This is a genomic window from Micromonospora sp. ZG13, assembly GCF_059359355.1.
Genome location: NZ_JCADBQ010000001.1, coordinates 119,868 through 141,626, shown reverse-complemented (window position 1 = coordinate 141,626; position 21,759 = coordinate 119,868). Strand labels below are relative to the sequence as shown.

The following is a 21,759-nucleotide window of genomic DNA, read 5'->3' as shown; positions in this document are numbered from 1 at the left end:
GGTCGTCCTCGGGCACGTGGTCCTCTCGCTCGTCGGGCTCCGGTGGGCCGGGCAAGCCTAGGTGATGTTGCGACGAGATGGTGATCATCTGCGCACTACTGCTCGTTCGATTGCTCGGTCCAGCTCAAACGTGCAAGACTGAGCAGGAAACGCGCGGCAATCGCGCAGTGGGAGGAGTTTCCGTGACGCGTGCAGGGGCTGGCATGGCCGCCGACATCGACGAGCAGCCGGCGGGCTACGAGCGGCTGCTCTCCGCCGGGCACGCCGGGGCGATCGCCCGGGTGGCGGCGGTCATCGCGCAACGCCGCCCCCGGCACGTGGTCTTCACCGCCCGGGGCACCTCCGACCACGCCGCCCTCTACGGGGCGTACCTGACCGAGATCCGGCTCGGCCTGCCCGCCGGCCTCGCCTCGCCCAGCGTCGTCACCCTCTACGGCGCCACGCCGGACCTCTCCGACGCGCTGGTCGTCGGCGTCAGCCAGAGCGGCGGCTCGCCCGACCTCGCCGAGGTGCTGCGTACCGCCCGCGCCTCCGGCGCGCTGACCCTCGCGGTCACCAACGCGCCCGACTCCCGGCTGGCCGACGTCGCCGAGCTCAGCGTCGACATCGCCGCCGGGCACGAGCGCGCGGTTGCCGCCACCAAGACCTACACCGCCGAGCTGCTCGCCCTGCTGATGCTCGTCGAGGGCGTCCGGGCCGGCGACGGCGCGCTGCCCGCCGACGAGCGCGAGGCGCTCGCCGCCCTGCCCGAGCTGGCCGCCCGCACCCTGGAGGACCCCACCCCGGCCCAGCTCGCGCCCCGCTACCGGTTCGCCGGCCAGCTCGTCACCACCGGTCGCGGGTACGCGTACCCGACCGCCCGCGAGGCCGCGCTGAAGCTCATGGAGACCTCCTACCTGCCGGCGCTCGCGTTCTCCGGCGCCGACCTGCTGCACGGTCCCCTCGCCATGACCGACCCGGACGTGCCGGTGCTCGCGGTGGTCGGCTCCGGGCCGGGTGGCCGGTCGATGGGCGAGGTGCTGCCCCGGCTCGGCGAGCGCCGCGCCGACGTGGTGGTGGTCGGCTCCGCCGACGTCGAGGGCGCCACCCGGATGGCCGTCCCCGAGGTCGACGAGCGGTACGCGCCGCTGCTGGACATCCTGCCGTTGCAGCGCCTGGCGCTGGCGCTGGCGCTCGCCCGGGGCGAGGACCCGGACGCGCCGCGTGGGCTGAAGAAGGTCACCGCGACGATGTGACGCCCGCCGTGGCACGCTGGTCGACGTGTCCACGCTGCGCGACCTCGCCGAGGAGCACACCCGCCTCCGTCCGGCCGACATCGACCACCTGCACCGGATCGCCGGCGACTGGCAGTTGCTGTCCGATCTGTCCTTCGCCGACCTACTGCTCTGGGTGCCCGTGGACGGTGACGGGGCCTTCCTCTGCGTCGCCCAGGTCCGCCCGACGACAGCACCCACCGCGTACCTGGACGACCAGGTGGGGCGGATCGTCGGCGGACCCGAGGTGGCGCACCTGGAGGTGGCCCACCGGCAGGGCCGGATCTGGCGGGAGGGCGACCCGGTCTGGTACGGCGACGTGCCGGCCCGGCACGAGGCGATCCCGGTGCGGCTGCGCACCACCGACGGCGAGGCCGGCGAGGTGATCGCCGTGGTGGGGCGGGACACGAACCTCTCCACCGCGCGTACGCCCAGCCAGCTGGAGCTGAACTACCTCACGACGGCCGACGACCTGGCCCAGATGATCGCCGACGGCACCTTCCCGCCGCCGCGGCATCCGGGGGAGACCACCTCGGCCCCGCGCGTCGGCGACGGGCTGGTCCGGCTCGACGCCGGGGGCAAGGTCACCTACGCCAGCCCGAACGCGCAGTCGGCGTACCGGCGGCTGGGCTACGCCTCCCACCTGGTGGGCGAGGACCTGGCGGCGCTGCACCGTCGGCTGGCGAGTGACCCGCTGGAGGGCACGGACGCGGCGAACGGGATCCTCGCCGCGCTGCGCGGCGAGGCGCCGCCCCGCCGGGAGATCGACGCACGCGGCGCGACCATGCTCACCCGGGCACTGCCGCTGATGCCCGCCGGGGTGCCGATCGGCGCGCTGGTGCTGGTCCGCGACATCACCGAGGTACGTCGCCGCGACCGCGCCCTGATCACCAAGGACGCCACCATCCGGGAGATCCACCACCGGGTGAAGAACAACCTCCAGACCGTCGCCGCCCTGCTGCGGCTCCAGGCCCGCCGGGTCTCCATGCCGGAGGCCCGGATCGCCCTGGAGGAGTCGGTACGCCGGGTCGCCTCCATCGCGCTGGTGCACGAGACCCTCTCCATGTCCAGCGACGAGGCGGTCGAGTTCGACGGCATCGTGGACCGGGTGGCCAGCGCCGCGACGGAGGTGGCCGCGACCGAGGCGACGGTCGGCATGCGGCGCGAGGGCAGCTTCGGCGTGCTGCCCGCCGAGGTCGCCACGTCGCTGGTGATGGTGCTCAACGAACTGCTGCTCAACGCCGTCGAGCACGGCTTTCCACCGCCCGCCGAGCCCACCGACCCGACGGGCCCCGCAAGCTCCGGCCTGGCGGGATCGGCGGCTTCCGCCCCGGCGGGACCGGACGGGGCTGGGCTGACGGGACCGGAGGCGGTCGGTCCGGCGGGATCGGAGGGGGCCGGTCCGGTCGCGCCGGAGGTCGTGGTGTCGGCGCACCGGTTCCGCAAGATGCTGCACGTCTCGGTCACCGACAACGGGCGCGGGCTGCCGCCCGACTTCGACGCCGAGCGGGGCGGCAACCTCGGGTTGCAGATCGTCCGGGCGCTGGTCACCGGCGAGCTGCGCGGCACCATCGAGCTGCGCGACGGCGCGAAGGGCGGCACCGAGGCGACGCTCGTCGTCCCGCTGGCCCGCAACGAGAGCCGCTCCGCCGGCTGACCACCGGCCCACCGTCGGACGATCGAGCCCGCGGAGCCGGGCCGGCCCGGGCGTCGGGCGGCCGCCGCCCGGGCCGGCCGGAGCGCCCGGCGGGCGGCGACGGGGCAGGGTCGCCGCCCTCGTGCTCGGCGGGGTCAGCGGGTCAGGAGGGCGACGGTCACGCCCGGGCGGGGCCAGACCCGTTCGACGGTGAACCCGGCGCGCAGCGCGTCGCCCTTGGCGCCCGCGACGGCGGCCAGCGGGTCGTCGCGGCGGCCGGTCACCACCAGCCAGACCCGTCGCGTGCCGGCCAGGCACTCGGCCGGGCGGGCGCACTCGGCGGCCCACAGGTCGCCCCGGCGGGCCTGGTCCTCGGTGACCAGCACGTCGCGGGGCCGCCGGTCGCCGAGGTGGTACGCCAGACCCAGGTCGAGGAAGAACCAGCTCCGGCGGGGGGAGAAGACGACCGCGTCGCCCGGCCGTTGGCCGTCGGCGACGATCCGGGCCGCGCCCCGGTAGTCCACCGTCGCGCTGCGCGGCCACTCGTGCGTACGCCGCAGCGCCGCCTGGTCGGGCAGCCCGAGCAGCCCGGTCAGGGCGACGACGGCCAGCGCGGGCGGCAGCGGCACCGCAGCCAGCGCCGCCCCGGCGAGCAGGCAGCCGAAGGGCACCACGAAGACGAGGTAGCGGGGCACCCAGAGCGGTACGGCCAGCCCGGCGGCGAAGAGCAGCAGCACGGGCAGCAGTACGGAGAGCCCGGGCAGCAGCGCGCGCCGGCCGAGCGTGGCCGCGCCGAGCGCCGCGAGGCCCACCAGCACCCCGCCCACCACGCCGCTCTGCGTCACCCCGCCCGCGAGCGCGGCGAGGTCGTCGGGCCGGGCGGTGTCCACCCAGCCGAGTTGCCGGGCCCGCTGTGCCCTGGCGAGCAGCACCAGCGGCGCCACCAGCAGTACGGTCGGCAGCAGGGCGAGGACCCAGCGCAGCGGGCGGCTCGGCGGCCCCGTACGGCGGGTGGCGAACACGGCCACCGCGTGCGCGGCGAGCAGCGTGAGCGCCACCAGGTGGGTGAGCCCGAGCGCGGCCACGGCGGCGGCGTACCCGGCCCAGCGCGGCCACCCCGGCCGGGCCGTCGCCTCGACCAGCAGCAGGGTGGCCAGCACGGCCAGGAGGGTGGCCAGCGCGTACGGGCGGGCCTCCTGGCCGTACCGCGAGGTGCCCGGGAGCACCGCGAGGAGCAGCCCGGCGAGCAGCCCGGCCCGGGTGCCGACCAGCCGCTGCCCGAGGACCGCCGTCAGCCCGGCCGTGGCGGCCATGGCCAGTGCGGCGGGCAGCCGCAGCGCGGTCACCGAGTCGCCGAAGACGGCGACCCAGGCGTGCATGAACAGGTAGTAGGGGCTGGTGGCGGCGTCGATGGTGCCGGCGAGCCGGACGAGGTCGGCGGGCGACCGGGTCGCCGCGCTCCAGGTGGCCAACTCGTCGCGCCACGGCTGCGCGTGGTCGATCCCGGTCAGTACGACGGCCAGCGTGACCAGGCTCGGCGCGATCCAGACCAGCCGGAGCGCACGATCCGGCCCGCCCACCACCTCGCGCACCGGCGGGACGCGCTCGCCGGGCGGGTCAGCGGAACCGGTCACGTACCGCAGCGTCACACAATCCGGACCTCCCGTGCGCCGATCCGGCGATCGGGCGCCCGTGCCCGGTGGCAGCGTCCCGCGCGGCGCCCGCCTGCGGCGGGCGGCGTTTCCGCGCTGGCCCGTGATGTGGGATCCCGCACGCGTTCGTTGGCTGGCCCCCACCGGGTGTGGCAGCATGACTTTCATGACCGCCGCTGTCGTCCGCCGTCTCGTGGCCCGCCGCCACGTCGACTACGGCCGCGTGCGCAGCGCGATCTGTCCGGCCCACTGACGACGCCCGACCAATCTGTCTCGGGCGCGCCTCGCGCCGGCTGTCCCGACACCGTTGTCGCCAGCCCGTTCCGACGGGTCGGCCGCGCGCCTTGCGTGTCCCAGAGGCACCGCAGACAACGGAGGACGCCGCCATGGCGGTCAGCAGCATTCCGGCCCGGGCCGGGGACCCGACGTCTCCCCGACCGGCCCGGACCCCCCGCCGGCCCCGGGGGGAGGGGCAGTGGGCGCTCGGTCACCGCGAGCCGCTCAACCCCAACGAGCGGATCAAGAAGGACGACGACCCGCTGAACGTACGGGCGCGGATCGAGAACATCTACGCCCACCACGGGTTCGCCTCGATCGACCCGCAGGACCTGCGCGGCCGGTTCCGCTGGTGGGGCCTCTACACCCAGCGCAAGGCGGGCATCGACGGTGGCCGTACCGCCGTGCTGGAACCGCACGAGCTGGAGGACGAGTTCTTCATGCTCCGCGTGCGGGTCGACGGGGGCGAGCTCAACCTGGCGCAGCTGCGGGTGGTCGCGGACATCTCCCGCGAGTTCGCCCGGGACACGGCCGACATCACCGACCGGCAGAACATCCAGTACCACTGGATCCGGGTCGAGGACATGCCGGAGATCTGGCGCCGGCTGGAGTCCGTCGGCCTCCAGACCACCGAGGCGTGCGGCGACTGCCCCCGGGTGGTGCTGGGCAGCCCGGTCGCCGGGGTGGCCCGCGACGAGCTGGTCGACCCGACGCCGGCCGTCGACGAGATCGTCCGCCGGTACGTGGGCGACAAGGCGTACTCCAACCTGCCGCGCAAGTTCAAGACCTCCATCTCCTGGCTGGTCGACACCCCGTACGAGGCGAACGACATCTCCTTCCTCGGGGTGGACCACCCGGACCACGGGCCGGGCTTCGACGTCTGGGTCGGCGGCGGCCTGTCCACGAACCCGATGCTGGCGCAGCGGCTCGGCGTCTGGGTGCCGCTGGACGAGGTGCCGGACGTCTGGGCGGGCGTGGTCGGCATCTTCCGCGACTACGGCTACCGCCGGCTGCGCAACCGCGCCCGGCTGAAGTTCCTGGTCGCCGACTGGGGCGTGGAGAAGTTCCGCGAGGTGCTGGAGAAGGAGTACCTGGGCCGCGCCCTGCTCGACGGCCCGGCCCCGCAGCTGCCCGACCGGCCGGTGGACCACATCGGGGTGCACCCGCAGCGCGACGGCCGCCACTGGGTGGGCGCCGCCCCGGTGGTGGGCCGGGTCTCCGGCGGGCAGCTCGCCCGCCTGGCCGACGTCGTCGAGGCGCACGGCAGCGGGCGGGTGCGGCTCACCCCGTACCAGAAGCTGCTGGTGCTGGACGTGGCGCCGGAGCGGACCGACTCGCTGGTGCGCGAGCTGCGCGGCATCGGTCTGGAGGCGCGGCCGTCGGCCTGGCGGCGCGGCACCATGGCCTGCACGGGCATCGAGTACTGCAAGCTGGCCATCGTCGAGACCAAGGCGCGCGGCGAGGAGCTGGTGGCCCGGCTGGAGGAGCGGCTGCGCGACTTCGACGCCGACATCTCCATCCACCTCAACGGCTGCCCCAACGCCTGCGCCCGCACGCAGGTCGCCGACATCGGCCTCAAGGGCCAGCTCGTGGTCGGGCCGGACGGCCGGCAGGTGGAGGGCTTCCAGGTCCACCTCGGCGGCGGGCTCGGCATGGCCGAGGGGCAGACGGCCGGGTTCGGCCGCAAGCTGCGCGGTCTGAAGACCACCGCCGAGGAGCTTCCGGCGTACGTGGAGCGGCTGGCCCGGCGTTACCTGGCGGGCCGGGAGGCGGGCGAGACGTTCGCCAACTGGGTGATCAGGGTCGACGAGGAGGAACTCCGATGAGCGAGCGTGGCGAGCGAATCAGCGGTGCCGTGGAGCCTCGTCGCGGCGCCGAGCGAAGCGAGGTGACGCGATGAGCGAGACCCGTTCCGCGCCGCTGTACTGCCCGTACTGCGGCGAGGAGGACCTGCGGCCGAGCGAGGCCGGCCACGGCGCCTGGGAGTGCCACGCGTGTGCCCGGGTGTTCACGGTGAAGTTCACCGGCCTGCTCGGCAGGGCGGTGGCCCGGTGAGCGCGCGTCCGGGCGAGCGGCCCGGCCTCGTCTCCGCGACGGGCCTGAACCTGGTGGGCCCCGGTGCTCCCGCGCCGCCCGACAAGGCCCGACCCGGCCCGACCGACCCGGCCCGGCGTGGCCCGGACGAGCTGCGGGCGCTGGCCGAGGAGGCCGGCCGGGAGCTGGAGGGTGCCCCCGCGCTGGAGATCGCCCGCTGGGCGGCCGAGACGTTCGGCGACCGGTTCTGCGTCACCAGTTCCATGGCCGACGCGGTGCTGGCGCACCTGGTCTCCCGGGTCGCCCCGGGCGTGGACGTGGTCTTCCTCGACACCGGCCTGCACTTCCCGGAGACGCTCCGGGTCCGCGACGAGGTGGCCCGGACGCTGCCGGTGAACGTGCGCTCGATCCGGCCGAGGCTGACCGTGGGCCAGCAGGACGGCCAGTACGGCCCGCGCCTGTTCAACAAGGCGCCGGACGACTGCTGCCAGCTGCGCAAGGTGGAGCCGCTGGAGCGGGCGCTCGCCGGCTACGACGCCTGGGCCGCCGGGCTCCGCCGGGACGAGTCGCCGACCAGGGCGAACACGCCGGTGGTGACCTTCGACGCCCGCCGGGGCAAGGTCAAGGTCAACCCGATCGCGGCGTGGCGGCAGGCCGACGTGGACGCCTACGTCGCCCGGTGGAACGTGCCCGTCAACGAGCTGTTCCGGCAGGGCTACGGCTCGATCGGCTGCTGGCCCTGCACCCGCCGCACGAAGGCGGGGGAGGACCCCCGGGCCGGCCGTTGGGCCATGTTCGAGAAGACCGAGTGCGGACTGCACGTCTGACCGGGCCCACCCCGGTCCCTCCCGTGCCGCCGGGCACGCCCGGGTTGTGCGTGCCGTCGGGTCCGCGCCTGCTGCCGGGGGCGCCCGGGCCGGCCTTGCGGGCGGGGGCGGCCGACCCGGTGGTGCTGGTCGCCCACGGCAGCCGGGACCCGAGGGCCGCCGAGGCGACCCGGGCGCTGGCCCGGGCCGTGTCGGCCGTCCGTCCGGGCACGCCGGTGCTGGCGAGCTGGCTGGACCACACCGAGCCGGGGCCGGCGACGGTGCTGCGGGACCTGGCCGCCGCCGGGCACCCCCGGGCCGTGCTGGTGCCGCTGCTGCTCACCGCGGCGTACCACCGGCGGGTGGACGTCCCGGCGGCCGTCGCGGCCGCCCGGGAGGCGGGACCGCCGATCGCGGTACGGGTGACCGACGTGCTCGGTCCCGCCGACGGGGAGGTGGACGCCGGTCTGCTGGCGGGGCTGCGCCGACGGCTGGCTGAGGCGGAACCCGGGCGGTTCGACGCGCTGGTGCTGGCGGCGGCCGGCACCAGGGACGCCCGGGCGCGCGGGTCGGTGGGTCGGGTGGCCGCCGCCCTCGCCGCCGGACTCGGGGTGCCGACCCGTGTGTCGTACGCCTCGGCGGCCCCGCCGGAGGTCGCCGCGGCGGTGGCCCGGCTGCGGGACCGGGGTGCCCGGCGGGTGGCCGTGTCGGCGTACTTCCTGGCTCCGGGCCTGTTCCACGACGCCGTCGCCGCGTCGGCGCGGGGCGCGGGGGCCGTGGCCGTGTCCGCCCCGCTGACCGACGCGCCGGAGTTGGCCGACCTGGTCCTGCGGCGGGTGGACGCCCTCGGCAGGGTGGCGGGACTCACGCCCCGCTCATGATCGTCGACTGTCCCCGGCGGGTACCGGCAGGACATGCGGACAGCGATACGCCCCGGCGGGCGTACCCGACCGGGGCGTATCGCTGGTGCGTGGGGATCAGGCGGAGTGAGCGCGCAGCACCCGGAGGCCACCGCGGCGCTTGACAGCCCGCCGTTCCTCCTCGCTCATCCCGCCCCAGACGCCGGCGTCCTGACCGGACTCCAGCGCCCACTGCAGGCACTGGTCGGTCACGGAGCAGCGCCGGCAGACGGCCTTGGCCTGCTCGACCTGCAGGAGAGCCGGTCCGGACGTCCCGATCGGGAAGAACAGCTCCGGGTCCTCGTCGCGGCAGACAGCATGGTGACGCCAGTCCATGGCGGCAACACTCCTCATTCTGGGTGGGTGGCAGATATTGCTTCTGTTGCTTTTCCTATTTGCATCCGCAGCGCCGATGGTGACGGTTCGCGTCTGCCTATTCGGCAATGCGTGAGCAGGCTGTGTCGGCCCCGCGGACCTGCTGGAACAGCTCAACCTGACGAGCGTATCCAGGCAATGTCCCGGTAACTCAAGTTCGCTTGTGAATACTTTCACGAACATCGGGGATGTCAAGGGTGACGCTCGGAAAAACTCCGGGCGGTGAGCAAGCCCACAACCCCTTTGTCCGGATTCCAGCGCCTTCCTGGTTACCCGGCGTACCACTGTCGAGGATCAATATAGTACAGTCCGCGTGACATTGCTGACATTTCCGGCACCTGCCCCTCGGTGTGGCGGCCGTCGCATCGACCGGTGGCGCGACCGCGTCGACCCAGGGCAGTACCCGAGACCTAGCAGATTACTCTCAGTGCGGCGGGAATGGATGTGAATCTGACTTTCTCCCGCTCGCCAAGGTAGTCGCCGTCGAGCTGGAACGCCTGCGGACGGGCCGAGACCAGGGTGAACTCGGCGACATCGTGCAACCGCAGCACCTGGCGACCGTGCGGATCCGGCGTCCGGGAGAAGAACTGCGTCACCGTCCGTGTCGTACTGGCCACCCGCAGCTGACGCAACGCCAGCACGTCCAGGCCCAGATCGAACGACGCCTCCGGGTTCGGATTCACCTCGCGGTCGCCCAGATAGGTCCACGGCGCGGTGTTCTGGATGATGACCGTCGCCAGCTCGCCCTCCGCCGGCTCGCCCGGGCGCTCCAGACTGATCGCCGGATGACGGCGGTCGGAGTTGAGGAAGTACTGGGCCACGGTGGACCGGAAGTAGAGGGCGGGCGTCGAGACCCGGCCCCGCCGGCGGGCCTGCTCCACGCGGTGGATGACGGCCGCGTCGACGCCGAAGCCCGCGCAGAAGGTGAAGTAGCGGTCGTCGGCCCGGCCGAGCCCGATCGTCCGGTACCGGCCCAGCCGCAGGCCCTCCAGGATCATGCTGGTCCCGTCCGGCCAGTCCCGGGGCAGGCCCAGCGCCCGCGCGAAGACGTTCGTGGAGCCCCCCGGCACGGTCGCCAGGGCGGGCAGCCGCTCGGCCGGCGTGGCCCCGTTCGGCAGGGTCGGCGGCTGCGCCGTCATCAACCCGTTGACGACCTCGTTGACCGTCCCGTCGCCACCGAGCGTGACGACGACGTCGACGCCCTCCTCGGCCGCCTCGCGCGCCAGGTCGGTCGCGTGGCCCCGCCGTCGGGTGTAGCGCACGGAGAGGTCGACTTCGCTGCGCAGTGCCCGGACCAGGACGTCCCGGCTGCGCTCGCTGGTGGTGGTGGCCTTCGGATTGACCACCAGGACGGCCCGCATGGGCGGCACTGTACCGCGCGCCACCACGGGTATCGTGGCGCGCGTGACCATCGACTCCGACCCGATCCCCGTCACCCTCCGCTGGGCGGTCCGGTTGCTGCGGGCCGAGGCGGTCGCCGTGGGACTGGTCGCCGCATGGCTGCTCTGGGCCGACCTCACCGCCACCACCACCGACCTCACGTCGGCGTTGCTGGTGACCGCGTTCGCCATCGGCGCGGCGGCGGCCCTCTGGGCGCTGGGCGGCGCGCTGACCCGCCGGCGGGCGGGAGCCCGGGCCCCGGCGATCGTGCTCCAGTTGATGCTGCTGCCGATCGGGTGGTTCATGATCCAGGGCGGCATGGGGTGGCTCGGCGTACCGCTGATCGCGCTCGGCCTCGGCGTGACCGCACTGCTGGTCAGCACCCCCACCACCCGGGCCCTCGGCTTCGGGTGACGCCCGGCTGGCGCCGGGTCGAGGTGTCAGTAGCCGGAGGCGCGCCGGGTGAGCAGCGAGATGGTGGCCCGGCCGTCGGCGGCCGTCGCGGCCGCGGACGTGGTCAGCGCGGTGAGCACCTTCCAGGCGAACGACGACTCGGCGGGGAGCGTGGCGCCACGCACGGTCGGCACGGTCACCTCCACGGTGAGCGCGTCGTCGGTGACCGCGAAGCGGCAGTCGAGCTCCGCGTCGCGGGTGGCGATGGCGAGCAGCATCGCGCACGCCTCGTCGACGGCGATCCGCAGGTCCTCGATCTCGTCGAGGGCGAACTGGAGCCGCGCCGCGAGCCCCGCGGTGGCGGTACGTAGCACCCCGAGGTAGCCCCCGTCCGCGGGCACGGTGAGGTGCACGACGTCGTCGTCGGTCGTCGGCTGCCCGGTCAGTTGAGTCACCACTCATCCCCCCGGTCGGGGACTCTACCCGCTCGGTCGCCCGGACGTGTGGGGACCGCCACGTTCCCGCCCGGGGGGACCCGTCAGCGCGCCCCCGCCGAGCCGGTCGGGGTCGGTTCGTGCCTGGTCGATCCGTGCGCCATGACGACGACGGCCGGCACGCCCTGGGGACGTGCCGGCCGGATCGTCGGCGGACCGGTGAGGGTCACGCCTGCTTGGTCTCCCAGAAGATCTTGGAGATCTCGTCGATCTTCTGGAGCAGCTCGTCGGCCTTGGACGGGTCGGTGCCGCCCTTCGCGCCGGCGGCGCCGGCGAGCTTGGTGGCCTCGTTGAACAGCTGGTGCAGGTGCGGGTACTTCTCGAAGTGGGCCGGCTTGAAGTAGTCGGTCCAGAGCACCCACAGGTGGTGCTTCACCAGGTCGGCGCGCTGCTCCTTGATCAGGATGGCGCGGGTGCGGAACTCGGGGTCGGTGTTGGCCTGGTACTTCTCGCAGATCGCCTTCACCGACTCGGCCTCGATCCGGGCCTGGGCCGGGTCGTAGACGCCGCAGGGCAGGTCGCAGTGGGCGCTGGCGGTCACGCGGGGCGTAAGGATGCGCGGAAGTCGCATCAGGATCCTCCATGGGAAGTTTGCGATGATCCAAGACGACATTACTCCTGGACGCGCTCCGGGGAGGCCGGGTGGAGGGGAAACCGATGGGGACCGATTACCCGACGGTGGGTCCCCGGTTGCGGTGGCCGCTGACCGCCGTCCTGGTGACCGGTCCGTCCATGTCGCCCACGCTGCGGCACGGCGACGCGGTGCTGGTCCGCCCCGGTGGCCGGGCGGTGCGCCCCGGCGACGTCGTGGTCGCCGTCTTCCGCAGCCGCCCCGACCTGCTCGTGGTCAAGCGCGCGGTACGCGCCCAGGACGGCGGCTGGTGGTTGCGCGGCGACAACGACCTGATCGCCGACGATTCCCGGGCGTACGGGGTGGCCGACGTGCGGGGTCGCGTGGTGGCCCGCTACTGGCCCCGCCCCGCCCGGGTGCGCCCCCGTCGGATATGACCCCGCTCACATCGGTGTGACGGTGGCGACACTATGCTCGGGGCGTGCCCGGGTGACCCCCGCACCGCGTGCCGCCGCTCGGCGCCTCACCTCGCGTCCGCGCCGGCCGCTCCGTCTGCTCGACAGATCATGGAGTCACCATGTCATCGTCCCCCGTGGACCCCGCTGATCCCGTCTTCCGGCTGCACCGGGGTGGCAAGATGGCCGTCGCCTCGACCGTCCCGCTGACCAGCCGGGAGGACCTCTCCCTCGCGTACACCCCGGGTGTGGCCCGGGTCTGCGAGGCGATCGCCGCCGACCCGACGCTCGCCGACGACTACACGTGGGCGTCGCACACCGTCGCGGTCGTCACCGACGGCTCGGCCGTACTCGGGCTGGGCAACATCGGCCCGCGCGCGTCGCTGCCGGTGATGGAGGGCAAGGCGGTGCTGTTCAAGCAGTTCGCCGGGGTCGACGCGGTACCGGTCTGCCTGGACACCCAGGACGTGGACGAGATCGTGGCCGTGGTGCGCGCGCTGGCCCCGTCGTTCGGCGGGATCAACCTGGAGGACATCAGCGCCCCGCGCTGCTTCGAGGTGGAGCGCCGCCTCGACGAGGCGCTGGACATCCCGGTCTTCCACGACGACCAGCACGGCACCGCGATCGTCGTGCTCGCCGCCCTGCGCAACGCCGCGGCGCTGCTCGACCGCAAGCTCGGCGACCTGCGGGTGACGGTCAGCGGCGCCGGCGCGGCCGGGGTCGCGGTGACCAAGATGCTCGTCGCCGGCGGCGTGAACCCCGACCAGGTGGTGGTCTGCGACTCCAAGGGCATCATCGGTCGGCACCGGTCCGAGTTGACCGGCAGCAAGGCCGAGCTGGCCGCGAGCACGAACGCTGGCGGTCGCGAGGGTGACGTCACCGAGGCGCTGCGCGGCGCCGACGTGCTCATCGGCGTCTCGGGCGGGCAGATCCCGGAGGCGGCGATCGCCGGCATGGCCCCCGGGGGCATCGTCTTCGCGCTGGCCAACCCGACGCCCGAGGTGCACCCCGAGGTGGCCGCCCGGCACGTCGCGGTCGTCGCCACCGGCCGCAGCGACTACCCCAACCAGATCAACAACGTGCTGGCCTTCCCGGGCGTGTTCCGGGGCGCGCTGGACGCCCGCGCCACCCGGATCACCGAGGGCATGAAGGTCGCCGCCGCCGACGCCATCGCCGGCGTGGTGGCCGAGTCGCTCACCGCCGAGGCGATCGTGCCGTCCCCGCTCGACCCCCGGGTCGCCCCCGCGGTGGCCGAGGCGGTGGCCGAGGCCGCCCGCCGCGACGGCGTCACCCGCTGACCGTGGGAGGGGCCCTTTCCCGTCGCCCGACGACGGGAAAGGGCCCCTCCGCGCGTCGGTGCCCTTCTTGTCGGCGGCTCGGCTTGTTACCGTGCCGATCATGCGTGCCGCCTTCGCCTCCCGCTTCGACGACGCCAACCCGCTCGCCGCGCTCACCATCGGCGAGCAGCCCGAGCCGACCCACCCGGCCGACGACTGGGTGACCGTGCAGGTGCGGGCCAGCTCCCTCAACCACCACGACCTCTGGTCCCTGCGGGGGGTCGGGCTGCGCGCGGAGCAGCTGCCGATGATCCTCGGCTGCGACGCCGTCGGGGTGGACCCGGACGGCAACGAGGTCGTCGTCTATCCGGTGATCCCGACCCCGGGGGACCCGCGCGGCGTCTCCATCCTCTCCGAGCACTTCCCCGGCACGCTGGCCGAGCGGGTCGCCGTACCCCGGTCGAACCTGCTGGCCCTGCCGGCGGGCCTGGCGGCGGCGGACGCGGCCTGCCTGCCGACGGCCTGGCTGACCGCGTGGCGGATGCTGACCACCAGGGGCCGGGTCGACGAGGCCGACGCCGTGCTCGTGCAGGGCGCCGGCGGGGGCGTGGCCACCGCGGCCGTCGCGCTGGCCGTCGCGATGGGCAAGCGGGTGTACGCGACCAGCCGCGACGCCGCCAAGCGGGCACGGATCGCCGAGCTGGGCGCCACCGCCGTCGAGCCCGGCGCCCGGCTGCCGGAGCGGGTCGACGTCGTCATCGAGACGGTCGGGGCGGCGACCTTCGACCACTCCCTGAAGTCCGCCGCGCCGATGGCCCGGATCGTGGTCTCCGGCGCCACCAGCGGGCACGAGCCCAAGGTCAACCTGCGCCGTGTCTTCGCGATGCAGCTGGAGATCCTGGGCACCTCGATGGGCACCCCGGACGAGCTGGCCGCCCTGCTCGCATTCTGCGCCGAGCGCGGCGTACGTCCGGTGGTGGACACCGTCGTCCCGTTCAGCGAGGTCGCCGACGCCTTCGCGCGCCTGCACTCCGGCGACGTCTTCGGCAAGGTCGTCGTCGACCACACCGCCTGACGCACGCACCGGTGGCCGGCCCGAGCGGGGCAGGCCACCGGTGGCTCAGAGGTGGTTGTCCAGGGTGGCGACGTCGTCGCGGGCGGCGTCGGTCGGGATGCGGCCCTTGGCGGCCTGGTCGCCGTAGAGCGACCAGCGCAGGAACTCGACCGTGGTGTCGGCGACCACCCGCAGCGCGGCCCCGTCGCTGAGCAGCGCCCGGCCGTGGTCGCCCTTCGGCAGGCTCAGCATCGCCTTCGGCCAGGGCACCTTGTCGTAGACGGCCTTGCCGGCGGCGTACTCGACCACCTCGTCGGCCTCACCGTGCACGAAGAGCTGCGGGGCGGCGGCGCCCGCGAAGGCGGTGCCCACGCCGAGCGCCGTGCCGGCGAAGACCACCCCGGCGTCCAGCCGCTCGTCCCGGCCGGTCGTGAAGAGGCCGATCGTGGTCACCCCGCCGGCCGAGTGCCCGGCCGCCGCCACCCGGTCCGTGGCGAGCCGGCCACGCAGCGGGTCGCCGGACCTGCCGTCGAGGGCGAGCACCTGGGTCAGCACGTACGACACGTCGGCCGGCTGGTTGAGCACGTCGAGCACGTTGCCGTCGCCGCCCCGGGCGGTGTGCGGGAACGTCGGCGCGGCCACCACGAACCCGGCCGCCGCCCACCGGGTCAGCAGCGTCTTGTAGTCGGCCGGCCGGGCGCTCAACCCGTGGCTGAACATCACCACGGGGAACTTTCCCGTGGCGGCGTCCGCCGACCCCTCCGGCTGCCCGCCGGGCTTCCCGGCCGCCGGATACCAGACGGTCACCGGCAGCGGCCGCTTTCCGTCGCGGTTCAGCTTCAACTGGCGTACGCCGACGGCGAAGGCCTTCCCGGGCGCGGTGCCGACGGGCACCTGCGGGGTGGCGGCGACCGCCTGCGAGGGCGGCGCCGGGGCCGTCACCTGCGGAGCCGCCTCCCGCGGAGCCGGCCCGGCGTCGTCGGAGCAGCCGACCAGACCGGCGGTGAACAGTGCGGAGGCGAGCAGGGCGGGGGTGACACGACGCGGCATGGAAACGATTGTGCCTCGGCCTCCACCCCCGCCCCCCGACGATCGCCACCCGACCCTCGCCACACCACAACGCCCGCCACCCCGGCCCTGCACTCCGTAGCGCCCGCTTGCAGCCCGAAGCACCCGGAGTACCCGCCTCCACCCCGTGACGCCCCGGTGATCAGGACGGCACGGACGTATCCCGGCCCGTTTTCGGTACATGACGTCCTGATCACCGGTAGCGCTAGCCGGTCATGGGTGGCGGTCGGTGGCGCGGAGGCGGGTCAGGTCGGCGGCGTCCTTGCCTCGCCGGGGCCGGTCCGGCATCCGGACGGGGAACATCTCCTTGAACTCGATCTGCGCGGCCACCGAGATCATCGGGACGGCCAGCGGGCCGATGCGGCCGGGCGGACCGGTCAGCATCCCGTCCGGCAGGGCGGTGCCCGCCCACGGGCCGGCACCCACCACCACCCGCCCCGTGGCGTCCTGGGCCAGGTAGGCGACGCTCATCTCGACATCTGCGCGGACGAGGTCGAGCTGCACGTCGACGGGCATCCGGGGGTCGGGCCGCCAGCCGCGCCCGCGCAGCAGGCCGGCCAGCCGGTCGGCGTCCGCGCGCCAGCAGTACCAGTCGACGTCGACGTGCGCCCTGGTGACCTCGCCCAGGTGGAAGTCCATGGCCCAGCCGCCGCGTAGCCACACCTCGATGCCGGCCGCCGCCGCGAGCCCGGCCAGTTCCGCGATGCCGTCCAGTTGCCGCCTCGCGAGATCGTCCACGGCGGCACCGTAGCCGGGACGGTTCCTCCCGCGCACGCGCCTTTGTCTGCTCATCCTGCCGGTGGCCGGTGGCGCGGGCGGGAGCGGGGCGCTGCCGGCAGCCGGCATGTCCGGCTCCCGCGCCGGCACGGGCGGGATCAGCGGGCGAGGCGGGTCTCGTACGCCGTCACGCCGGGGGAGCGGGCGTCGGCGGGAAGGCGGCGGCCGGCTGCCTCGTCACCGTAGAGCGTCCAGCGGAGGAAGTCGGTGGTGGTGGCGACAACCTGGTCGAAGCCCGGCAGGCCCGGGCTCAGGTATTCGCCGTGGCCCTGCCCGAGCAGGCTCAGGAAGGTGGACGGGCCGGTGGTGCGGTGGTACGCGGCGCGGCCGACGGTCACCGGCACGATCCGGTCCGCCGTACCGTGCACGAAGAGCAGCGGGGCCGCCGGCCCGGCGAAGCTGCCGGCCATCCCGCCGCCGGCGATCACGATGCCGGCGCGTAGCCGCCCCGAGCGCCCGGAGGTGAACATGCCGGCGGTGGTGAAGCCTCCCGCCGAGTGGCCGGCGGCGGCGATCCGGGCGACGTCGAGGTGTCCGGCGAGCGGGTCCCCGGCCCGGGCGTCGAGCCGCACCAGGTGCCGGATCAGCCGCCAACCGTCGGCCGGCTGATGGCGTACGTCGGCGCGGCTGAACCGGACCGCGCCGCGCCGGGTGTGCGGGTAGGCCGGGGCGGCCACCACGAACCCGGCGGCGGCCCAGCGCGTGGTCAGCCCGGCGTGCAGCTCGGGCAGGCTGTGCAGCCCGTGGCTGTAGACCACCACGGGGAAGCGGCCGGCGGCCACCGCGCCGCGATCTGCCGGGTACCAGACGGTCACCGGCAGGGGACGCGCCGAGGCCGGATCGACGGTGAAGGTGCGTACGCCGACGGCGTAGGCCGCCACGGGCGCCGGGCGCGGCTGCGGCGGTGCGCCCGGCGCGGCGGTGGCCGCCGGGGCGCAACCGGCCAGCAGCGTCGTCATCAGTACGGCGACCAGCCGCTTGATCCCCACGGCTTCACGGTAGGTGCCCGGCGGCCCGCAGCGGTCCCGCCGTCCGGACCGGACGCCCCCGCCACCCGGGCGGATCGTCTCCACCGGCCGGCTCGACCTGACCCCGGTACGCGTGCCGGGGACGGCGGCCCGGAACCGGCTTGGCTAGGGTCACCGCCATGTCTGAGAACCGCACCGACCCGAGCGGCAACACCGAGGCGTTCCGCGCCTACGCCCACACCGCCGAGCCCGAGGCGCCGGCCGGCTCGTCCCGGACGCCGCTGCTCGTCGGCGCGGCGGCGGTCGCGGTCGTGCTGGTCGCCCTGCTCGCCTGGCTCGCGCTGAGCTGACCGGCGTTGGAGCCACCAGGTGGCCCGGGGCCGGGCACCTCCGCGACGCCGTCCGGCACGCGGCGTCCGGCGCGCGCCCCGGGGCGGTGGCGGCGGCTCCGCTCCGGTCTTCGCGGCATCCGTCGGGGCAGCGCCGCCCTCGGCCTGGTGTTGCTACTCGCGGGGCTGGCGTACGCGGTGGCCACCGGTGCGTACAAGTGGCACCTGCACACCAAGGCGGAGCGGCTACGGGCGGACGGCGTCCCGGTACGGGCGACCGTGACCGACCGGCGCGACACCGTCGGACGCGGCGGCGGCACCGACACCGTCCAGGTCTGGTACGACTACGAGGGCGTCCGGCACAGCGAGCGCATCCTCTGCGGCTCGGCCGGTGGCTGCCTGCGCGATCCGCCCGAGGTGATGACGCTCTGGGTCGACCCGGAGCGCCCCGGTGAGTTCGTCGCCGCCAACGGCAACACCGACGACTCGGTCTTCTTCCTGAACTCCTGGGGCGGCATTCCGTTCGGGCTGCTGGTCGCCACGGCGGGCGGGGCGTTCGTCTTCGCGGCCCTCGTCCCGACGGGGATGTTCGACCGGCCCACACCCGCACCACCGCCCCGAGGGCCGGGACGCGACCGGGTCCGGCGCACCCGATCCGCCCGGCGTCGCGCCAGGGGCCGCCGCTGAGCCGCCCGGCGCCCTGCCAGGGTCGGTCTGAGGCCCAGCGGCGCTCCGGGCCCCAACTGGCGCCGTCGTCACCACGACCGGTGGTCAGCCGGCCGCGGCGACCACCGCGCGGGTCTGGAGGGCGATCTCGCGCTCCTCGTCCGTGCCGACGACGCAGACGGTCACCTCGGCGCCCTCCGGCGAGACGACCCGGTCGCCGCTGCCGGCGTTGCGTTCCGGGTCCACCGCGATGCCGAGCCGCTCCAGGCCGGCCAGGGCGGCGGCGCGTACCGGCGCGGCGTGCTCGCCGACGCCGGCGGTGAAGGTGACCGCGTCCACCCGGCCGAGCAGGGCGTAGTACGCGCCGACGTAGCCGGTGATCCGCCGGCAGTAGACGTCGAAGGCGAGCGTCGCCGCCGGGTCGCCGTCCGCCCGGCGCGTGAGCACCTCGCGCATGTCGTTGGCGCCGGTCAGCCCGAGCAGGCCGCTGCGGTGGTTGAGCAGGTCGTCGATCTCGTCGACGGAGAGCCCGCCCTCCCGGCGCAGGTGGAAGATCACGGTCGGGTCGAGGTCGCCGCTGCGGGTGCCCATGACCAGGCCCTCCAGGGGGGACATGCCCATCGAGGTGGCCACGCTTCGGCCGCCGGCCACCGCGCAGGCGCTCGCGCCGTTGCCGAGGTGCAGGGTGATCGTGTTCACCTCGGCGTACGGGCGGCCGAGCAGTTCGGCGGTGCGTCGCGACACGTACGCGTGCGAGGTGCCGTGGAAGCCGTAGCGCCGGATGCCGTACCGCTCGGCGGTGTCCCGCTCGATCGCGTAGGTCGCGGCGGCCTCGGGCAGGGTGTGGTGGAACGCGGTGTCGAAGACGGCGACCTGCGGCACCTGCGGCAGCGCCGCCCGGGTGACCTCGATGCCGGTCAGGTTGGCGGGGTTGTGCAGCGGCGCGAGCGGGATCAGGTCGCGGATCGCGGTCAGCACCGCGTCGTCGACGAGCACCGGCTCGCCGAACCGCTTCCCGCCGTGCACCACCCGGTGCCCGACGGCGGCGAGCCCGCTCAGGTCCAGCCCGTCGAGGATGGCCCGGACGGCCGTCTCGTGGTCGGCCGGGCCGCCACCGGCCTCGCCGACCCGCTCCACGGTGCCCTTGTCGACCACCCGGTCGCCGTCGAAGAGCCGGTACTTCACCGACGACGATCCGCAGTTGAGCACGAGGACCCGGCCGGTCTCCTGTGGAGCGGGGGCACCGTCGACGGAAACGGTCATGACGACTCCTCGGTGGCTGCGGCCTGGATGGCGGTGATCGCCACGGTGTTCACGATGTCCGGCACGGTGGCGCCTCTGGACAGGTCGTTCACCGGCCGTCGCAGGCCCTGCATGACCGGTCCGACGGCCACCGCCCCGGCGGAGCGTTGCACCGCCTTGTACGTGTTGTTGCCCGTGTTCAGGTCCGGGAAGATGAAGACCGTGGCCCGGCCGGCGACCTCGCTGCCGGGCAGCTTCGTCGCCGCGACCGCCGGGTCGATGGCGGCGTCGTACTGGATGGGCCCCTCGACGAGCAGGTCGGGCCGGCGTTCCCGGACGAGCTTGGTGGCCGCCGCGACCTTCTCGACGTCGGCGCCCGCCCCGGAGCTGCCGGTGGAGTAGGACAGCATCGCGACCCGTGGTTCGATGCCGAACCGGGCGGCGGTGTCCGCCGAGGAGATGGCGATGTCGGCGAGCTGGGCGGCGTCCGGGTCGGGGTTGACCGCGCAGTCGCCGTAGACCAGCACCCGGTCGGCGAGCAGCATGAAGAAGACGCTGGAGGCCACCGAGACGCCCGGCACGTTACGGATGATCTCGAACGCGGGGCGGATGGTGGCGGCGGTGGTGTGGGTCGCGCCGGAGACCATCCCGTCGGCGTGCCCCGTCTGCACCATCAGCGTGCCGAAGTAGTTGGGCTGGGCGACGACGTCGTGGGCCAGGTCGAGGGTCATGCCCCGGTGCGCGCGCAGCTTGGCGTACGTGGCGGCGAACTCGTCGCGCCACTCGCTGGCGACGGGGTCGACCACCTGCGCGCCGGTGATGTCGATGCCCAGCTCGCGGGTGCGCCGGGCGATGTCGTCGGGGCGGCCGAGCAGGGTGATGTCGGCGACGCCCCGGCGCAGCAGGATCTCCGTCGCCCGCAGGATCCGCTCCTCCGCCCCCTCGGGCAGCACGAGGTGCCGGCGCCGGGTCCGGGCGCGGTCGATCAGGTCGTACTCGAACATCAGCGGGGTGACCCGCTCGGAGCGGCTGACCCGCAGCCGGCGGGCGAGGTCGTCGGTGTCCACGCAGCGCTCGAACGCGCCGAGCGCGGCCTCGACCTTGCGCGGGTTGGCGGCGCTGGGCCGCCCCTCGATCCGGCTGGACGCGGCGACCGTGTCGTAGCTGTCGCTGGGCACGGAGAGCACCGCGAGCCCCGTGTTGAGCCCCTCGACCAGCCGCATCGCGCGCGGGTCCGGCCGCTCGCCGAGGGTCAGCACCAGCCCCGAGACGGAGACCTGCCCGGCCACGTGCGCGGCGCTCGCCGCCACGAGCAGGTCGGCCCGGTCGCCGGGGGTGATGACCAGGGCGCCCTCGGTCAGGTGATCCAGCAGGGTCGGCACGTGCGCCGCCCCGACCACGTAGTCGAGCACGTCGCGGCTGAGCGCGTCGTCGTCGCCGGCGAGCAGGGTGGCGCCGAGCGCCGCCGCCACCTCGGCCACCGTCGGCGCCGACACGGTCGGCACCTCCGGGATGGCGTACGTGGGGACGGGCAGCTCGGGCAGCGTCATCGGGCCGGGGACCCGGTTGGCGATCACCGCCAGCACCGTCGCCCCGAGGTCCTCCAGATCGTGGTACGCCCCGCGCGCGGCGGCCGCGATCGCCGCCGGCTCCTGCTCGAAGCCGTCGATGACGGGCACCACCACGCTGCCGAACTCGGTGGCCAGCCGGGCGTTGAAGGCCAGCTCGCGGGGGCCGGCGCCGTCGCCGCCGTCGGCGAAGTCGCTGCCCACCACGACCACGGCGGGGCAGCGCCGTTCGACCTCCCGGTAGCGCTCGACGATGCCGCTGATGAGCTCCTCGCGGCGCCCGTCGGCGACGAGGGCCGTCGCCTCGGCGTAGCTGGTGCCGCTCAGCTCGGTCAGCGGCAGCTCGATCCGGTAGCGGTCACTGAGCAGGGCGAGGATCGGATCGGGGCCCTGCCCGCGTACGAGCGGCCGGAACGCGCCGATCCGCTCGACCTGCCGGGACAACAGTTCCGCGAGCCCGAGAGCGACGGTCGACTTCCCGCCGCCGGATCCCACGCTGGTCAGGTACACACTCCGCGCCACCCACCCACCCTAGAAGATCTTCGGATTCCCGGCTCGGGTCCTTCGCCCCCTTTCGTCGATCATG

22 protein-coding genes are annotated in these 21,759 nt (G+C 74.6%); 12 read left to right on the top strand and 10 right to left on the bottom strand.

Annotated elements, in window-relative coordinates; translation table 11 throughout:
• Positions 1–203: 203 nt before the first annotated feature.
• Together AC5L34_RS00635 and AC5L34_RS00630 are read left to right on the top strand one after the other, a co-directional pair.
• Positions 204–1,235 carry an SIS domain-containing protein gene (locus AC5L34_RS00635; RefSeq protein ID WP_101412622.1) on the top strand — a complete coding sequence of 344 codons (1,032 nt, stop codon included), beginning with the start codon at positions 204–206 and terminating at the stop codon, positions 1,233–1,235.
• A 25-nt stretch (positions 1,236–1,260) separates the two neighbouring features.
• The gene (locus AC5L34_RS00630; RefSeq protein ID WP_494823629.1) at positions 1,261–2,910 is read left to right on the top strand and encodes a histidine kinase N-terminal domain-containing protein; all 1,650 of its coding nucleotides are present in this window, start codon (positions 1,261–1,263) and stop codon (positions 2,908–2,910) included.
• A gap of 134 nt (positions 2,911–3,044) precedes the next feature.
• Here AC5L34_RS00630 and AC5L34_RS00625 read toward each other — a convergent pair whose 3' ends face one another.
• Complete coding sequence (locus AC5L34_RS00625) at positions 3,045–4,469, bottom strand: glycosyltransferase family 39 protein (RefSeq protein ID WP_441175786.1); 1,425 nt, start codon at positions 4,467–4,469, stop codon at positions 3,045–3,047.
• 458 nt (positions 4,470–4,927) lie between these two features.
• On the opposite strand from AC5L34_RS00625, the gene AC5L34_RS00620 reads away from it, so the two are divergent.
• From AC5L34_RS00620 to AC5L34_RS00605, 4 genes are all read left to right on the top strand, one after another.
• Complete coding sequence (locus AC5L34_RS00620) at positions 4,928–6,643, top strand: nitrite/sulfite reductase (protein WP_101412619.1); 1,716 nt, start codon at positions 4,928–4,930, stop codon at positions 6,641–6,643.
• Positions 6,644–6,713: 70 nt separating this feature from the next.
• Positions 6,714–6,872 carry an IS1 family transposase gene (locus AC5L34_RS00615; protein WP_121399684.1) on the top strand — a complete coding sequence of 53 codons (159 nt, stop codon included), beginning with the start codon at positions 6,714–6,716 and terminating at the stop codon, positions 6,870–6,872.
• Positions 6,869–7,678 (top strand): phosphoadenylyl-sulfate reductase, encoded by an 810-nt coding sequence (locus tag AC5L34_RS00610; RefSeq protein WP_441175689.1) that lies wholly within the window; start codon positions 6,869–6,871, stop codon positions 7,676–7,678. The genes AC5L34_RS00615 and AC5L34_RS00610 overlap by 4 nt, the downstream gene beginning before the upstream one ends.
• Before the next feature lie 95 nt (positions 7,679–7,773).
• Positions 7,774–8,538 carry a sirohydrochlorin chelatase gene (locus AC5L34_RS00605; protein ID WP_441175787.1) on the top strand — a complete coding sequence of 255 codons (765 nt, stop codon included), beginning with the start codon at positions 7,774–7,776 and terminating at the stop codon, positions 8,536–8,538.
• A 96-nt stretch (positions 8,539–8,634) separates the two neighbouring features.
• Here AC5L34_RS00605 and AC5L34_RS00600 read toward each other — a convergent pair whose 3' ends face one another.
• Both AC5L34_RS00600 and AC5L34_RS00595 read right to left on the bottom strand, forming a co-directional pair.
• Positions 8,635–8,892, bottom strand: a complete 258-nt coding sequence (locus AC5L34_RS00600) for a WhiB family transcriptional regulator (RefSeq protein ID WP_007072794.1) — start codon at positions 8,890–8,892, stop codon at positions 8,635–8,637.
• 449 nt (positions 8,893–9,341) lie between these two features.
• Positions 9,342–10,292 (bottom strand): diacylglycerol/lipid kinase family protein, encoded by a 951-nt coding sequence (locus AC5L34_RS00595; protein ID WP_088998580.1) that lies wholly within the window; start codon positions 10,290–10,292, stop codon positions 9,342–9,344.
• A 43-nt stretch (positions 10,293–10,335) separates the two neighbouring features.
• On the opposite strand from AC5L34_RS00595, the gene AC5L34_RS00590 reads away from it, so the two are divergent.
• Positions 10,336–10,725 (top strand): hypothetical protein, encoded by a 390-nt coding sequence (locus AC5L34_RS00590; protein ID WP_357660393.1) that lies wholly within the window; start codon positions 10,336–10,338, stop codon positions 10,723–10,725.
• A gap of 26 nt (positions 10,726–10,751) precedes the next feature.
• Here the strand turns inward: AC5L34_RS00590 and AC5L34_RS00585 are convergent, their stop codons facing one another.
• Both AC5L34_RS00585 and sodN read right to left on the bottom strand, forming a co-directional pair.
• Positions 10,752–11,159, bottom strand: a complete 408-nt coding sequence (locus tag AC5L34_RS00585; protein ID WP_121400125.1) for an ATP-binding protein — start codon at positions 11,157–11,159, stop codon at positions 10,752–10,754.
• Positions 11,160–11,364: 205 nt separating this feature from the next.
• Complete coding sequence (gene sodN, locus AC5L34_RS00580) at positions 11,365–11,769, bottom strand: superoxide dismutase, Ni (RefSeq protein ID WP_088998581.1); 405 nt, start codon at positions 11,767–11,769, stop codon at positions 11,365–11,367.
• An 86-nt stretch (positions 11,770–11,855) separates the two neighbouring features.
• Here sodN and AC5L34_RS00575 point away from each other — a divergent pair, with 86 nt between their 5' ends.
• The 3 genes from AC5L34_RS00575 (at position 11,856) to AC5L34_RS00565 (ending at position 14,576) form a co-directional block, all read left to right on the top strand.
• Positions 11,856–12,206 carry a S24 family peptidase gene (locus AC5L34_RS00575; protein WP_441175690.1) on the top strand — a complete coding sequence of 117 codons (351 nt, stop codon included), beginning with the start codon at positions 11,856–11,858 and terminating at the stop codon, positions 12,204–12,206.
• A 140-nt stretch (positions 12,207–12,346) separates the two neighbouring features.
• On the top strand, positions 12,347–13,522 hold the full coding sequence (locus AC5L34_RS00570; RefSeq protein WP_250100463.1) for an NAD(P)-dependent malic enzyme: 1,176 nt from the start codon (positions 12,347–12,349) through the stop codon (positions 13,520–13,522).
• Positions 13,523–13,613: 91 nt separating this feature from the next.
• A complete protein-coding gene (locus tag AC5L34_RS00565; protein WP_441175691.1) occupies positions 13,614–14,576 on the top strand; it encodes a zinc-binding dehydrogenase in 963 nt (320 codons plus the stop codon).
• A 45-nt stretch (positions 14,577–14,621) separates the two neighbouring features.
• On the opposite strand, the gene AC5L34_RS00560 is transcribed toward AC5L34_RS00565, so the two are convergent.
• The 3 genes from AC5L34_RS00560 to AC5L34_RS00550 form a co-directional block, all read right to left on the bottom strand.
• Positions 14,622–15,605, bottom strand: coding sequence for an alpha/beta hydrolase family protein (locus tag AC5L34_RS00560; protein ID WP_441175692.1), 984 nt, complete (start codon positions 15,603–15,605; stop codon positions 14,622–14,624).
• 231 nt (positions 15,606–15,836) lie between these two features.
• Positions 15,837–16,361, bottom strand: coding sequence for a nucleotidyltransferase domain-containing protein (locus tag AC5L34_RS00555; protein WP_441175693.1), 525 nt, complete (start codon positions 16,359–16,361; stop codon positions 15,837–15,839).
• Positions 16,362–16,498: 137 nt separating this feature from the next.
• Entirely contained in the window at positions 16,499–17,359 is an 861-nt protein-coding gene (locus AC5L34_RS00550) for an alpha/beta hydrolase family protein (RefSeq protein WP_441175788.1), read from the bottom strand.
• 188 nt (positions 17,360–17,547) lie between these two features.
• Here AC5L34_RS00550 and AC5L34_RS00545 point away from each other — a divergent pair, with 188 nt between their 5' ends.
• Positions 17,548–17,718: a hypothetical protein gene (locus AC5L34_RS00545; RefSeq protein WP_441175694.1), complete on the top strand. Its 171-nt coding sequence runs from the start codon at positions 17,548–17,550 to the stop codon at positions 17,716–17,718.
• 147 nt (positions 17,719–17,865) lie between these two features.
• Positions 17,866–18,384 carry a hypothetical protein gene (locus tag AC5L34_RS00540; protein WP_441175695.1) on the top strand — a complete coding sequence of 173 codons (519 nt, stop codon included), beginning with the start codon at positions 17,866–17,868 and terminating at the stop codon, positions 18,382–18,384.
• Positions 18,385–18,468: 84 nt separating this feature from the next.
• On the opposite strand, the gene AC5L34_RS00535 is transcribed toward AC5L34_RS00540, so the two are convergent.
• Both AC5L34_RS00535 and pta read right to left on the bottom strand, forming a co-directional pair.
• Entirely contained in the window at positions 18,469–19,626 is a 1,158-nt protein-coding gene (locus tag AC5L34_RS00535; RefSeq protein ID WP_441175696.1) for an acetate/propionate family kinase, read from the bottom strand.
• A complete protein-coding gene (gene pta, locus AC5L34_RS00530; protein ID WP_494823628.1) occupies positions 19,623–21,695 on the bottom strand; it encodes a phosphate acetyltransferase in 2,073 nt (690 codons plus the stop codon). Before pta ends, AC5L34_RS00535 begins: the two co-directional genes overlap by 4 nt.
• Between the last annotated feature and the right edge of the window lie 64 nt (positions 21,696–21,759).

Excerpts from the sequence above, each read along its gene's own strand:
- AC5L34_RS00560 (WP_441175692.1), bottom strand. The coding sequence starts at position 15,605 with ATGCCGCGTCGTGTCACCCCCGCCCTGCTCGCCTCCGCACTGTTCACC.
- AC5L34_RS00570 (WP_250100463.1), top strand. The coding sequence starts at position 12,347 with ATGTCATCGTCCCCCGTGGACCCCGCTGATCCCGTCTTCCGGCTGCAC.
- AC5L34_RS00615 (WP_121399684.1), top strand. The coding sequence starts at position 6,714 with ATGAGCGAGACCCGTTCCGCGCCGCTGTACTGCCCGTACTGCGGCGAG.
- AC5L34_RS00575 (WP_441175690.1), top strand. The coding sequence starts at position 11,856 with ATGGGGACCGATTACCCGACGGTGGGTCCCCGGTTGCGGTGGCCGCTG.
- AC5L34_RS00620 (WP_101412619.1), top strand. The coding sequence starts at position 4,928 with ATGGCGGTCAGCAGCATTCCGGCCCGGGCCGGGGACCCGACGTCTCCC.
- AC5L34_RS00535 (WP_441175696.1), bottom strand. The coding sequence starts at position 19,626 with ATGACCGTTTCCGTCGACGGTGCCCCCGCTCCACAGGAGACCGGCCGG.
- AC5L34_RS00635 (WP_101412622.1), top strand. The coding sequence starts at position 204 with ATGGCCGCCGACATCGACGAGCAGCCGGCGGGCTACGAGCGGCTGCTC.
- AC5L34_RS00545 (WP_441175694.1), top strand. The coding sequence starts at position 17,548 with ATGTCTGAGAACCGCACCGACCCGAGCGGCAACACCGAGGCGTTCCGC.
- AC5L34_RS00595 (WP_088998580.1), bottom strand. The coding sequence starts at position 10,292 with ATGCGGGCCGTCCTGGTGGTCAATCCGAAGGCCACCACCACCAGCGAG.
- AC5L34_RS00600 (WP_007072794.1), bottom strand. The coding sequence starts at position 8,892 with ATGGACTGGCGTCACCATGCTGTCTGCCGCGACGAGGACCCGGAGCTG.
- AC5L34_RS00550 (WP_441175788.1), bottom strand. The coding sequence starts at position 17,359 with ATGACGACGCTGCTGGCCGGTTGCGCCCCGGCGGCCACCGCCGCGCCG.
- sodN (WP_088998581.1), bottom strand. The coding sequence starts at position 11,769 with ATGCGACTTCCGCGCATCCTTACGCCCCGCGTGACCGCCAGCGCCCAC.